This is a genomic window from Rhodophyticola sp. CCM32 (genome assembly GCF_004751985.1).
GTDB lineage: Bacteria > Pseudomonadota > Alphaproteobacteria > Rhodobacterales > Rhodobacteraceae > Rhodophyticola.
On sequence record NZ_CP038492.1, the window covers coordinates 1,288,854 to 1,301,056 of the forward strand.

The 12,203-nt window shown below is 60.5% G+C and carries 13 protein-coding genes; 9 read left to right on the forward strand and 4 right to left on the reverse strand.

Annotated features, from left to right (window positions below; genetic code table 11):
* The first annotated feature begins 196 nt into the window (after positions 1-196).
* Positions 197-2,857 (forward strand): alanine--tRNA ligase, encoded by a 2,661-nt coding sequence (alaS, locus tag E2K80_RS06310; protein WP_135373787.1) that lies wholly within the window; start codon positions 197-199, stop codon positions 2,855-2,857.
* A gap of 3 nt (positions 2,858-2,860) precedes the next feature.
* The gene (locus tag E2K80_RS06315) at positions 2,861-3,151 is read left to right on the forward strand and encodes a DUF1330 domain-containing protein (RefSeq protein ID WP_135373789.1); all 291 of its coding nucleotides are present in this window, start codon (positions 2,861-2,863) and stop codon (positions 3,149-3,151) included.
* 146 nt (positions 3,152-3,297) lie between these two features.
* Here E2K80_RS06315 and E2K80_RS06320 read toward each other — a convergent pair whose 3' ends face one another.
* Positions 3,298-3,738 (reverse strand): Lrp/AsnC family transcriptional regulator, encoded by a 441-nt coding sequence (locus E2K80_RS06320; RefSeq protein ID WP_238475670.1) that lies wholly within the window; start codon positions 3,736-3,738, stop codon positions 3,298-3,300.
* A gap of 132 nt (positions 3,739-3,870) precedes the next feature.
* On the opposite strand from E2K80_RS06320, the gene E2K80_RS06325 reads away from it, so the two are divergent.
* Positions 3,871-4,080: a DUF6356 family protein gene (locus E2K80_RS06325; RefSeq protein ID WP_338014584.1), complete on the forward strand. Its 210-nt coding sequence runs from the start codon at positions 3,871-3,873 to the stop codon at positions 4,078-4,080.
* Between the two features lie 83 nt (positions 4,081-4,163).
* Here E2K80_RS06325 and E2K80_RS06330 read toward each other — a convergent pair whose 3' ends face one another.
* The 3 genes from E2K80_RS06330 to E2K80_RS06340 form a co-directional block, all read right to left on the reverse strand.
* Positions 4,164-5,378: an NADP-dependent isocitrate dehydrogenase gene (locus E2K80_RS06330; protein WP_135373792.1), complete on the reverse strand. Its 1,215-nt coding sequence runs from the start codon at positions 5,376-5,378 to the stop codon at positions 4,164-4,166.
* Positions 5,379-5,532: 154 nt separating this feature from the next.
* A complete protein-coding gene (locus E2K80_RS06335; protein ID WP_135373794.1) occupies positions 5,533-5,769 on the reverse strand; it encodes a hypothetical protein in 237 nt (78 codons plus the stop codon).
* Between the two features lie 12 nt (positions 5,770-5,781).
* A complete protein-coding gene (locus E2K80_RS06340) occupies positions 5,782-6,435 on the reverse strand; it encodes an alpha/beta hydrolase (protein ID WP_135373796.1) in 654 nt (217 codons plus the stop codon).
* A 174-nt stretch (positions 6,436-6,609) separates the two neighbouring features.
* Between E2K80_RS06340 and E2K80_RS06345 the strand changes: the two genes are divergently transcribed.
* The 6 genes from E2K80_RS06345 (at position 6,610) to E2K80_RS06370 (ending at position 12,196) form a co-directional block, all read left to right on the forward strand.
* Complete coding sequence (locus tag E2K80_RS06345; protein WP_135373798.1) at positions 6,610-7,071, forward strand: Rrf2 family transcriptional regulator; 462 nt, start codon at positions 6,610-6,612, stop codon at positions 7,069-7,071.
* A 145-nt stretch (positions 7,072-7,216) separates the two neighbouring features.
* A complete protein-coding gene (locus tag E2K80_RS06350; protein ID WP_135373800.1) occupies positions 7,217-8,260 on the forward strand; it encodes a cysteine desulfurase family protein in 1,044 nt (347 codons plus the stop codon).
* Between the two features lie 72 nt (positions 8,261-8,332).
* Complete coding sequence (gene sufB / locus E2K80_RS06355; RefSeq protein WP_135373802.1) at positions 8,333-9,853, forward strand: Fe-S cluster assembly protein SufB; 1,521 nt, start codon at positions 8,333-8,335, stop codon at positions 9,851-9,853.
* Positions 9,850-10,719: an FkbM family methyltransferase gene (locus E2K80_RS06360; protein ID WP_135373804.1), complete on the forward strand. Its 870-nt coding sequence runs from the start codon at positions 9,850-9,852 to the stop codon at positions 10,717-10,719. Before sufB ends, E2K80_RS06360 begins: the two co-directional genes overlap by 4 nt.
* Positions 10,716-11,630 carry an FkbM family methyltransferase gene (locus tag E2K80_RS06365; RefSeq protein WP_135373806.1) on the forward strand — a complete coding sequence of 305 codons (915 nt, stop codon included), beginning with the start codon at positions 10,716-10,718 and terminating at the stop codon, positions 11,628-11,630. Before E2K80_RS06360 ends, E2K80_RS06365 begins: the two co-directional genes overlap by 4 nt.
* On the forward strand, positions 11,627-12,196 hold the full coding sequence (locus E2K80_RS06370) for a cupin domain-containing protein (protein WP_210405433.1): 570 nt from the start codon (positions 11,627-11,629) through the stop codon (positions 12,194-12,196). Before E2K80_RS06365 ends, E2K80_RS06370 begins: the two co-directional genes overlap by 4 nt.
* Positions 12,197-12,203 lie beyond the last annotated feature (7 nt).

The following is a 12,203-nucleotide window of genomic DNA, read 5'->3' on the forward strand; positions in this document are numbered from 1 at the left end:
GGATCATCACGGATCATGACCAGCCCCGGCATGTGACACATGTTCGGGGCGGGGCCGGACAATCGCAAAAGGCGCGCCGCAGGTCGCGCCTTTTTGTCTATGGGGCTGCCCGCATTTGTCCGGTGGACAGTTTTGTGACGCGCCGCTACACCCGTCCAACACGCCATTCCACGAAGCCCCATAGAGACCACCCGCCATGGCCAGCCTGAACGATATCCGCAGCACATTCCTCGATTATTTCGCTCGCAACGGGCATCAGATCGTCGACAGCTCTCCGCTTGTGCCGCGCAATGATCCGACATTGATGTTTGTCAATTCCGGCATGGTGCAGTTCAAGAATGTGTTCACCGGGCTGGAACAGCGCGACTATACCCGCGCGACCAGCAGCCAGAAATGTGTGCGCGCGGGCGGCAAACATAATGATCTGGACAATGTAGGCTATACCGCGCGGCACCATACCTTCTTTGAAATGCTGGGAAATTTCAGCTTTGGCGATTATTTCAAGGACGACGCGATCCCCTATGCCTGGGAGCTGATCACCCGGGAATTCGGCATCGACAAGACCCGGTTGCTGGCCACGGTCTATCACACCGATGACGAGGCGTTTGATATCTGGAAAAAACTCGGCGTGCCCGAAGACCGGATCATCCGCATCGCCACCCATGACAATTTCTGGCAGATGGGCCCAACCGGCCCCTGCGGCCCCTGTACCGAGATTTTCTATGACCATGGCGATCATATCTGGGGCGGCCCGCCAGGCAGCGCCGAGGAGGATGGCGACCGGTTCATCGAGATCTGGAACATCGTGTTCATGCAGAATGAGCAATTTGCCGATGGCGCGATGGTGCCGCTGGAGATGCAGTCGATCGACACCGGCATGGGGCTGGAACGGATCGGCGCGTTGTTGCAGGGCAAGCATGACAATTACGACACCGATCTGATGCGCAGCCTGATCGAGGCCTCGGCCCATGCGACCAGTGTCGACCCGGACGGGCCGAAAAACGTGCATCACCGGGTGATTGCCGATCATCTGCGGTCCACCGCGTTTCTGATTGCCGATGGGGTGATGCCGTCGAATGAGGGGCGGGGCTATGTGTTGCGCCGGATCATGCGCCGGGCGATGCGCCATGCGCATCTTCTGGGCGCGCAGGATACGCTGATGCACCGGCTGGTGCCCGCCCTGGTCGGCCAGATGGGCCAGGCCTATCCTGAACTGGGCCGGGCGCAGGCGCTGATCACCGAGACCCTGAAGCTGGAGGAAGACCGGTTCCGCACCACGCTTGACCGCGGGCTGCGCCTGCTGGATGACGCGCTGGACACGCTGCCATCGGATGCGGATCTGCCGGGGAAAACGGCCTTCAAGCTTTATGACACCTATGGGTTTCCGCTGGACCTGACCCAGGATGCGCTGCGCGAAAAGGGCCGGGGGGTGGATACCGACGGGTTTGATGCGGCGATGACGGCGCAGAAAGCCAAGGCGCGCGCGGCCTGGTCCGGCTCGGGCGAGACGGCGGATGCAGCGATCTGGTTTGATCTGGCCGAGGCGCATGGGGCCACGGAATTTCTGGGTTATGACACCGAGAAGGCCGAAGGTCAGATCCAGGCGCTGGTGCGTGACGGGGCCGCATTTGAGACCACGACATCCGGTGAAACAGCGGCGATCCTTCTGAACCAGACACCGTGTTACGGGGAGGCCGGCGGGCAGGTCGGCGATACCGGCACCCTGAAAACCGATACCGGTCTGGCCCAGATCACCGATACGAAAAAGATCGGCGATCTGATCGTGCATATGGTGCAGGTCACCGAGGGAGAGATTGCCCGGGATCAGGCGGCGGAATTGCAGGTGGACAGCGCGCGGCGCGGCATGATCCGCGCCAATCACTCCGCCACCCATTTGTTGCATGAAGCGCTCCGCCGGGCGCTTGGCGATCATGTGGCGCAGCGCGGCTCGCTGAATGCGCCCGACCGGCTGCGGTTTGATTTCAGCCATGCCAAAGCGTTGAGCGCGGCGGACCTGAAACAGGTGGAGGAAGAGGTGAACGCCTTTATCCGCCAGAACGCGGCGGTGGAAACCCGGATCATGACACCGGATGCCGCCCGCGATCTGGGGGCGCAGGCCCTGTTCGGCGAGAAATACGGCGATGAGGTGCGGGTGGTGTCGATGGGCATGCTGGACGGGTCCGGCAAGGGGGCGGACCGGCAGACCTATTCAATCGAGCTTTGCGGCGGCACCCATGTGCGTCAGACCGGCGATATCGGGCTGTTCGTGACTTTGGGTGACAGCGCGTCCAGCGCCGGAGTGCGGCGGATCGAAGCGCTGACCGGGGCGGCGGCGTTCGATTATCTCTCAACCCAGGAGCATCGTCTGGCCCAGGTGGCTTTGGCGCTGAAATCGCCTGCGGCAGAGGTTGTGGACCGGGTGGCGGCCCTGCAGAAGGACCGCAAGAACCTGAGCCATGAAGTGGTGGAACTGCGCAAGCAACTGGCCCTGGCAGGCGGAAGTTCGGCCGCCGACCCCGAGGCGCGCGTGGTCAATGGTGTGGCCTTTCATGCGCAATACCTGCAAGGCGTGACCGGAAAGGATCTTCCCGGGCTGATCGACGCGCGCAAAGCCCGTCTTGGATCGGGCGCGGTGCTGTTGATTGCGGATACCGGCGGCAAGGCTGCGGTGGCCGCGGGCGTGACCGATGACCTGACCGGTCGGATCAGCGCGGTTGATCTGGTCCGCGCGGCGGTGCCGGAACTGGGGGGCAAGGGCGGCGGCGGACGGCCCGATATGGCCCAGGGCGGCGGCGCCGATGCGGGCAATGCCGAGGCCGCGATCAAGGCCGCCGAGGCCGTTCTGGAGAAAGGATAAATCATGCCGGAAGCATTCTGGATTGCCCATGTCACGGTCACCGATGAGGCGGCCTATATGACATATGCCGCCATCGCGACCGAGGCGATTGCGGCCCATGGCGGCACGTTTCTGGCCCGGGGCGGCCGGGCGGTGCAGAAAGAGGGCCGGGCGCATCCGCGCAATGTGGTGGCGCGGTTTCCCAGCCTGGAGGCCGCCGAGGCGTGTTACCATTCCGAGCGCTATCAGGAGGCGTTGGGTTTTGCCAAAGGCGCATCCGAACGCGATCTGGTGCTGATCGAGGCGCTGGACTGAGATTTTCGTCTGAGGCGGGGATTGCACCGCCTGCCGGCGTCGCGGCAGGGTCGCGCGGGCTCAAGGCCCCGTCGGGACCATCGCCCGCGCGAGATGTCTCCGACGGGGATATTTGGCAAGCAGAGAAAGGGCATGGCCCGTGCCGGTCAGAGCGGCAGGGCAAGCGTGTCTTTCAGCTCTTCCATCACGAAACTGGCGGAGACATCGCTGAGATCGACCTTCTGGATCAGGCGTTGATACAGCCGGTCGTAATCGGCCACATCTGAGACCCGGGCACGGATCAGATAATCCAGATCGCCGGTCATCCGGTAGACCCCGAGGATTTCAGGCATGTCACGCACGGCCCGGGCGAATTTTGCCAGCCAGGCGGCATCATGCTGGGCGGCATGGACCTGGATGAAGACCATCAGCCCCAGCCCCAGTTTGGCCGGGTCAAGCAGGGCCACGCGCCCGGTGATGATGCCGTTTTTTTCCAGGGCGCGCACCCGGCGCCAGCAGGCATTGCGTGACAGGCCCACGCGGGCGCCCAGATCATCCAGCGGGATATCCGTCTCACGTTGCAGAACGCTCAGGATTCTGCGATCCATGTCATCAATCTTCTCCATAAACCCGATATTATCGTGAAATTATCCCAATATCACGGGGTATTTTGTGTTGATATGGGATCTCTTCCCATCCTGTGCGGGGCATAATCTGCCTCGCGACAGGAAAAGGACGTCATGATGATCACCCGCATCTTTCTGACCCACCCGCAAGAGGTGGATGAGACCTATCTGGAACACGCGGCCTTTGCCGGAAAATTCGCGGGCCGGTTGTTTCTGGCAAGCTGTGCGGCGGCGGTGCATGCGGTGATCCCCTGCCTGTTTGAGAAAACAGCCAGCCGGATCACGGGCGAGCTTTATGCCAAGACCCATAATCGCGGGCAGTAAGACGCGATAACGCCTCTGACAGATGCAAAAAGGCCGCGTCCCGGGATAACGGAGCGGCCTTTGATCTGTCCGGTGGCCGGGGGTCAGCCCGCCAGCGCCTTGTTCAGGTTCTCGTCGATCTTTTCAAGGAAGCCCATCGTGGTCAGCCATTTCTGATCCGGGCCGACCAGCAGCGCCAGATCTTTGGTCATGAAGCCGGATTCGACCGTGTCGACGATGACTTTTTCCAGTGTCTCGGCGAAATTCATCAGGGCCGCGTTGTCATCCAGTTTGGCGCGGTGTTTCAGACCCCCGGTCCAGGCGAAGATCGAGGCGATCGAGTTGGTCGAGGTTTCCTTGCCCGCCTGATGCTGGCGGTAATGGCGGGTAACGGTGCCATGGGCGGCCTCGGCCTCCACAATCTTGCCATCGGGGGTCATCAGTTGCGAGGTCATCAGACCAAGCGAGCCGAAACCCTGGGCCACGGTGTCGGATTGCACATCGCCATCATAGTTCTTGCAGGCCCAGACAAAGCCACCGGACCATTTCATCGCCGAGGCGACCATGTCGTCGATCAGCCGGTGTTCATAGGTGATGCCCGCAGCCTTGAACTTGTCGGCAAACTCTTCCTCATAGACTTTCTGGAACAGGATCATGAACTGGCCATCATACTGTTTCAGAATGGTGTTCTTGGTCGACAGATAGACCGGCCAGCCAAGCGACAGGCCGTAATTCATCGAGGCGCGGGCGAAGTCGATGATCGACTGGTCCAGGTTATACATGCCCATATAGACGCCGGAGGCGGGGGCCTTGAAGACTTCCCGTTCATCCACGGTGCCATCCTCACCCACGAATTTCATGGTCAGCGTGCCCGGCCCGGGAAATTTCATATCCGTGGCGCGGTACTGGTCGCCAAAGGCGTGGCGGCCGATGACGATGGGCTGGGTCCAGCCCGGCACCAGACGGGGCACATTCTGACAGATGATCGGCGCGCGGAACACGACACCGCCCAGAATGTTGCGGATCGTGCCATTGGGGCTGCGCCACATGCTTTTCAGGCCGAATTCCTCAACCCGGGCTTCATCGGGTGTGATGGTCGCGCATTTCACCGCAACGCCAATCTCTTTGGTCTTCTCGGCGGCGTCGATGGTGATCTGGTCTTCGGTCCGGTCGCGTTCTTCGATGCCAAGGTCGTAATAAAGCAGATCCAGGTCCAGATAGGGCAGGATCAGTTTTTTCTTGATGAAATCCCAGATGATCCGGGTCATCTCGTCGCCATCCATTTCGACGATGGGGTTTGAAACCTTGATTTTCGACATCTGGCATCCCTCTGTTTTCGATTGCGGTGTCTGTTGCGCGAGGTCTAGCGGATTGGGCCGGATCAGGGAAGTGAGTATACCGCTGTATACCGGTGGCGTGGTGTCGCGGCGCGCCCGGTTTCAGCAATGGACGGGAGCTGGGATCAGGACCGGGTTATCCGGTCCTGTCCGGCGCGGCTTTGCCTTTCGACAGTTGTTCCTCAAGATAACGGCGCGCGCGGGCCTCTGCCATGCGCACACGCACGGCGGTGCGATACGCCTCCTCGGTCGAGGGGGAGGAGGCGCCGATCACCTCGGCGATGCGGTTGACAAGCTGATCATCATCCAGCGTGTCGGCGGCCTCGATCGCGTCTTTGGCGAGTTTATCCGCAAGCTCTTCAACAATGCTCATCGCGCGGGGCCCCTAGCGCGTGGTTTCCGTCAGGCGGCGGCGGACATAGGTCTGCACGCTGTCAATCATCGGGTCCATATACGGGTCTTCGAAGAAATGGCCGGCGCCTTCGGATTCCTCATGGGTGATGGTGATGCCTTTTTGTTCGTGCAGCTTGTCGACCAGAATGCGCGTATCCTGGGGTTTGGCCACCCGATCCGACGCGCCATTGATGATCAGGCCCGAGGCCGGGCAGGGCGCGAGGAAGCTGAAATCATACATATTGGCCGGGGGGGACACCGAGATGAAGCCGGTGATTTCCGGGCGGCGCATCAGCAATTGCATGCCGATCCAGGCCCCGAAGGAAAAACCTGCAACCCAGCAATGCTTGGAATTGGGGTTCATGGATTGCAGATAATCCAGTGCGGATGCGGCATCGGAAAGCTCTCCGATCCCCTGATCATACTCCCCCTGGGAGCGGCCCACACCGCGGAAGTTGAAGCGCAGAACCGTAAAGCCCATATTATGGAATGCGTAGTGCAGATTATAGACCACCCGGTTGTTCATGGTGCCGCCGAATTGCGGATGCGGGTGCAGGATGATCGCGATCGGGGCATCCTTGGCTTTTTGCGGGTGATAGCGCCCCTCAAGCCGACCTTCTGGGCCGGGGAAAATGACCTCGGGCATCCTGCCTCCTTCATATGGTCTGGTGGGCTGCGGCTTGACACGGGGGCCGGGCGCTACCTAGAACAATTCTAAACTCCGCGCGTGCCGGAGAAAATAAGTGGACCGGAGTTAATCTGCCCGGTTGCAAAGGTCAATCTTTTGGCGCGGTTTGCGCAAATGTCGGGGGCGATAACCATGAAACTGAGCACCAAAGGCCGTTACGCGATGGTTGCGCTGGCGGATCTGGCCCTCGAAAAGGCAGGAACGCTGACCTCGCTGTCCGAGATCGCGAAGCGGCAGGACATCTCTTTGCCCTATCTGGAACAGTTGTTTGTGAAGCTGCGCCGGGCGGGTCTTGTCGAGTCTGTGCGCGGGCCGGGTGGTGGATATCGGCTGGCGAAGGCCCCGACAGAGATTCGCGTGGTGGAGATTTTCGCGGCGGTGGATGAAACGGTCAGCGCGCTGCATACCGGTGCGGGGGCATCCGGCGGCAGTTCCGGCAGCCGGGCGCAAAGCATGACCAACCGGCTTTGGGAGAGTCTGAGCGCCCATGTCTATGTCTATCTGCATCAGACCCGCCTGTCGGATGTGGTGAGCAATGAGCTGACACCCTGCCCGGCGGTGCCCAATCTGTTTGAAGTTGTGGATGAGGCGTGAGCGGCGCCCCTGACCAGATTGTGCCGCGATGCGCGGCATTGGGGTTTGCCGGTTCATGTGGCGCCCCGAGCCTGCCGGATTGGCCGGCGGGGCAGGAGGAAGGTCGGCAAGCCTCCGGCGGAAGTATTTTTGAGATAGAGAAGCCATGAGCCGGGTGTATCTGGACCATAACGCGACGATGCCTTTGCGGGCAGAGGCCCGGGACGCGATGATCGCGGCGATGGATCTGGTGGGCAACCCGTCTTCGGTGCATGCGGAAGGCCGGGCGGCCAAGGCCCTGGTTGAAAAGGCGCGGGCGCAGGTGGCAAGGGCCGTGGGGGCGGAGGCCGCCGATATTGTCTTTGTGTCCAGCGCGACCGAGGCGGCGGCTTTGGCCCTGGCCGGTCGGGGCCTCCATGGCGCGGCGATTGAACATGATGCGGTGCGCGCCTGGATTTCCGGGGATCTGCCGGTGGATGCGCAGGGCCATGTGCAGATCAGGGTGCCGGAACAAAGCGTGTTGCAATATGCCAATTCCGAGACCGGGATCGTGCAGGACCTGCCCGAGGGGCTGGCGGTGTGCGACATGACCCAGGCATTCGGCAAGCTGCCGGTGGCGTTTGACTGGTCCGGCGTGCAGATGGCGTTGATCTCGGCCCATAAGATTGGCGGGCCGAAGGGCATTGGCGCTTTGGTGATGCGGCGGGGGTTGGATATCGCGGCGCAGATCAAGGGCGGCGGGCAGGAGATGGGACGGCGGTCGGGCACGGAGAATGTGATTGGCATTGCCGGATTTGGGGGTGCGGCGGATGCTGTCACACAAGATATGGATGGCGGCATCTGGGACAGGGTTGCCAAACTTAGAAATATTCTAGAAACATCTCTGGACCTCGCGACGAAAGAGACTATTTTTATCGGGAAAGAGGTCACGCGCCTGCCGAACACGTCCTGCATCGTGACGCCGGGCTGGAAGGGCGAGACACAGGTGATGCAGATGGACCTGGCCGGGTTCGCCATATCGGCGGGATCGGCCTGTTCCAGCGGCAAGGTGAAATCCAGCACGGTGTTGCGTGCGATGGGCTTTGATGAGGCGGCGGCAAGCAGTGCGATCCGCGTGTCGCTTGGGCCCGGGACGACAGAAGACGAGGTCATGCGGTTTTGCGAGGCCTGGTCAGGCGCATATGCCCGGTTTCGGGCGCGGACCGCATGAGCGGGGCGCGGATGCGATGAAGGATGAAACAGGGGGCGCTTGCGTGTCCTCAGGAACAAGGCGGAATGACCCATGACAGCACTTGACACGGATATTCGCGATGGCGTGGATCGCGAGACGGTGGAAACCGTGCAGGCGATGGGCGGCGCCTATAAATACGGCTGGGAAACCGAGATCGAGATGGACTACGCGCCGAAAGGCGTGAGCGAGGATATCGTGCGTCTGATCTCGGGCAAGAATGATGAACCCGACTGGATGACCGACTGGCGTTTGCAGGCTTTCAAGCGCTGGAAGCAGATGGAAGAACCGAATTGGGCGATGGTGCATTATCAGCCGATCGACTATCAGGATCAGTATTACTATGCCCGGCCCAAGAGCATGGAAGAAAAGCCGAAATCGCTGGATGAGGTCGACCCGAAACTGCTGGCCACCTATGACAAGCTGGGCATTCCGCTGAAAGAGCAGAGAATACTGGCCGGTGTCGAAGGCGCCGATGCGGCCCCGGCGGAAGGGCGCAAGGTGGCCGTTGATGCGGTGTTTGATAGTGTCTCGGTCGGCACAACTTTCCAGAAGGAATTGCAGGAAGCGGGGGTGATTTTCTGCTCGATCTCCGAGGCGATCCGGGAACATCCTGATCTGGTGAAGAAATATCTGGGCTCGGTCGTGCCGATCACCGATAATTTCTTTGCCACACTGAACAGCGCGGTCTTTTCCGACGGCTCTTTTGTCTATGTCCCGCCGGGCGTGCGCTGCCCGATGGAGTTGAGCACCTATTTCCGGATCAATGCCGAGAATACCGGCCAGTTCGAGCGGACGCTGATCATCGCCGACAAGGGCAGTTATGTCAGCTATCTTGAGGGCTGCACCGCGCCGCAGCGCGACACCCATCAACTGCATGCCGCGGTGGTGGAACTGGTCGCGCTGGAAGATGCGGAGATCAAGTATTCCACGGTGCAGAACTGGTATCCGGGCGATGAGAACGGCAAGGGCGGCATCTATAACTTTGTCACCAAACGCGCCGATTGCCGGGGCGACCGGTCAAAAGTGATGTGGACCCAGGTGGAGACCGGCTCGGCCGTGACCTGGAAATACCCGTCCTGCATTCTGCGGGGGGCGGGCAGCCAGGGTGAGTTCTACTCCATCGCGATTGCCAACAACATGCAGCAGGCCGATACCGGCACCAAGATGATCCATCTGGGCAAGGACACCAAATCGCGGATCGTCTCCAAGGGGATCAGTGCGGGCAAGGCACAGAACACCTATCGCGGGCTGGTTTCGATGCATCCGAAAGCCAGGGACGCGCGGAACTATACCCAGTGCGACAGTCTGCTGATCGGCGATCAATGCGGCGCACATACGGTGCCTTATATCGAGGTGAAGAACAATTCCGCCCGGGTGGAGCATGAGGCGACGACGTCCAAGGTGGATGATGATCAACTGTTTTATTGCCGCCAGCGCGGCATGGACGAGGAAGAGGCCGTGGCGCTTGTGGTCAACGGGTTCTGCAAGGAAGTGTTGCAGGCCCTGCCGATGGAATTTGCCATGGAAGCGCAACAGCTTGTGGCGATCTCGCTGGAAGGATCAGTCGGGTGACCAAGGCTGCAGTGAAGGCCAGCACGGTTCCCGAGGCGCCATTCTCGGACACCAGCGGGCTGATTGATCGCCATCTGCAAAACGACAAGCTGCACCCGGTTGTGGCCAAAGCGCTTGGCCGCTTGGCGCGGTTCATGACCCCGCGCGGCACCCGGGTGGTATTAAGCCATCGCTATGACAGGCCGGTGTTTTTCACCTTCAACAATCCCGACGACCGCATTCATAAAAACCACATGCGCGGGCGATTTTACGAATCCGAACAACTGGCCGAGATTGCGGGCCATATGCGCAAGAACGGCACCTATCTGGATGTGGGCGCCAATGTGGGCAATCACACAATGTATATGCTGATGTTTGGCGGCGCGGCCAAAGTCATCCCGGTGGAGCCGAACCCGGAGGCGATCCCGCTTTTGACCTCGAACCTGATATTGAACGGTTTGATGGATAGGGTCGACCTGACAGCGCTTGGATACGGTCTGGATGCGGACTCAGAAGACGGGCTTCATATTGACAATCCGCGTGGCAATCTGGGCTGGGCCAGACTGAAACGGCAAACCGGTGAGGCCGGGGCGATTTCGGTACGACGTGGCGATGATCTGGTGGGCAAAACCCGGATCGACATGATCAAGATGGATGTGGAAGGCATGGAAATCGGCGCTTTGCAGGGCCTGCGGGAGACAATCGCGCGCTGTCGTCCGAAGATTTTCATCGAGGTGGATCATCGCAACCGGGAGGTGTTTGACGCGCTGATGGACGAGTGGGGCTATGAGAAGGTGACGGAATTTTCCTCTTCGAAGGTGAATCAGAACCTGCTGATGAAGCCAAAACCCAAGCCGAGGCTGAAATCGAAGCGGAAACCGAAATGAACGCTCCCGCGACCCCCGGCAAGGCCCATCCGGCAAAACGGCGCGCGGTCTTGCGTGCGGCGCTGGCCCCATCACGACCGATGCGGGTCTGTGATGTGGGCGCCAACCCGCTCAGCGACCCGCCTTATAAACCGCTCTTGGATGACGGGCTTTGCCATGTCTTTGGGTTTGAGCCGAACCCGGAGGCGTTTGAAGAGTTGCAAAAAGCGAAATCGGCGCAGGAGACCTATTTCAAAGAAGCCGTGGGCCTGCCCGGTGACCGGACGCTTTATCTGCATCCCTGGTCCGGTTTTTCATCGCTTTATCCAATGGACCGGGTTGCCCTGAAATCCATTGGCAAAGAGAAATGGATCAGACCGGCGAAAACCCGGGAAGTCCCCCTGAACCCGGTGACGCTGGATATGCTGGCCGATCTGCCTGCGATTGATCTGCTGAAGATGGATCTGCAAGGCGGCGAGTTGGAGGTGCTGCGCGGCGGGATCGGCAAGTTGAGCCAGACCGTCGCGGTCGTGACCGAGGTTCGGTTTCATCGGATTTACGAAAATGAACCGCTCTTCGGCGATCTGGATCAGGAATTGCGCCGTCAGGGATTCAAACTGCACAAGTTCATGTTCACCAAATCGGTGATGATGCCCCATGATCATGAAGACAAGGTTCTGCGACCCCGTCTGACCAGCCAGTTGCTGGATGGCGATGCGGTGTATATCCGCGATACGGATTGGGCAGAAACCCTGACCGATGATCAGCTGATCTATCTGGCGCTGGCCGCCGATACGGTTTTTGACAGCCCCGACATGACGCTTCTGTGCCTTGATATCCTGTCGTCACGGGGGCAGGTGCCGGGTGATCTGGCCGCAGAATATATCGCCGAATTCCCCGTCCATCAGTTACGCAAGGAAGAGACGCAATGACCGCGACATCCCCCGTTCTCACCCCCGACGAGGCCAATGGATTTCCGATGCAGCCGGGCCAGCCCTCCGAGAAGTTCGGGGCCAAGCTTGTTGATGTGAACGGCCCCCTTGGCCTGACCGCGATCGGGGCGATGATGACCATCGTCCAGCCCGGCAAACGGGCGTTTCCGTTTCACAATCATCTGGCCAATGACGAGATGTTCGTGATCCTGGAAGGGCAGGGGACCTATCGCTTTGGCGATGCGGAATATGCGGTGAAGGCCGGGGATATCTGCGGTGCCCCGAAAGGCGGGCCAGACCGGGCGCATCAGCTGATCAATACCGGGGATGGGGTGCTGCGCTATCTGGGCATTTCCACCCGCAACGACCCCGATGTGGTGGAATATCCTGACAGCGGAAAATTCGCCGCCCTGGCTGTCGCGCCGGGGCGGATTTCATGTCGGCCCATCTGCGTTTTATCGGCCGGGTCGAGGACAGCACCGATTACTGGGACGGAGAAGAGCTGTAACCGTCACACCGCTTTTGATTGCCACGGGCAGGCGCCATTGTCCTGCCGGGAATTTTAAAAACACG

What these genes read in the sequence shown, in the direction of transcription:
- alaS (WP_135373787.1), top strand. Translation starts at nt 197, where the DNA reads ATGGCCAGCCTGAACGATATCCGCAGCACATTCCTCGATTATTTCGCT.
- E2K80_RS06315 (WP_135373789.1), top strand. Translation starts at nt 2,861, where the DNA reads ATGCCGGAAGCATTCTGGATTGCCCATGTCACGGTCACCGATGAGGCG.
- E2K80_RS06320 (WP_238475670.1), bottom strand. Translation starts at nt 3,738, where the DNA reads ATGGATCGCAGAATCCTGAGCGTTCTGCAACGTGAGACGGATATCCCG.
- E2K80_RS06325 (WP_338014584.1), top strand. Translation starts at nt 3,871, where the DNA reads ATGATGATCACCCGCATCTTTCTGACCCACCCGCAAGAGGTGGATGAG.
- E2K80_RS06330 (WP_135373792.1), bottom strand. Translation starts at nt 5,378, where the DNA reads ATGTCGAAAATCAAGGTTTCAAACCCCATCGTCGAAATGGATGGCGAC.
- E2K80_RS06335 (WP_135373794.1), bottom strand. Translation starts at nt 5,769, where the DNA reads ATGAGCATTGTTGAAGAGCTTGCGGATAAACTCGCCAAAGACGCGATC.
- E2K80_RS06340 (WP_135373796.1), bottom strand. Translation starts at nt 6,435, where the DNA reads ATGCCCGAGGTCATTTTCCCCGGCCCAGAAGGTCGGCTTGAGGGGCGC.
- E2K80_RS06345 (WP_135373798.1), top strand. Translation starts at nt 6,610, where the DNA reads ATGAAACTGAGCACCAAAGGCCGTTACGCGATGGTTGCGCTGGCGGAT.
- E2K80_RS06350 (WP_135373800.1), top strand. Translation starts at nt 7,217, where the DNA reads ATGAGCCGGGTGTATCTGGACCATAACGCGACGATGCCTTTGCGGGCA.
- sufB (WP_135373802.1), top strand. Translation starts at nt 8,333, where the DNA reads ATGACAGCACTTGACACGGATATTCGCGATGGCGTGGATCGCGAGACG.
- E2K80_RS06365 (WP_135373806.1), top strand. Translation starts at nt 10,716, where the DNA reads ATGAACGCTCCCGCGACCCCCGGCAAGGCCCATCCGGCAAAACGGCGC.
- E2K80_RS06370 (WP_210405433.1), top strand. Translation starts at nt 11,627, where the DNA reads ATGACCGCGACATCCCCCGTTCTCACCCCCGACGAGGCCAATGGATTT.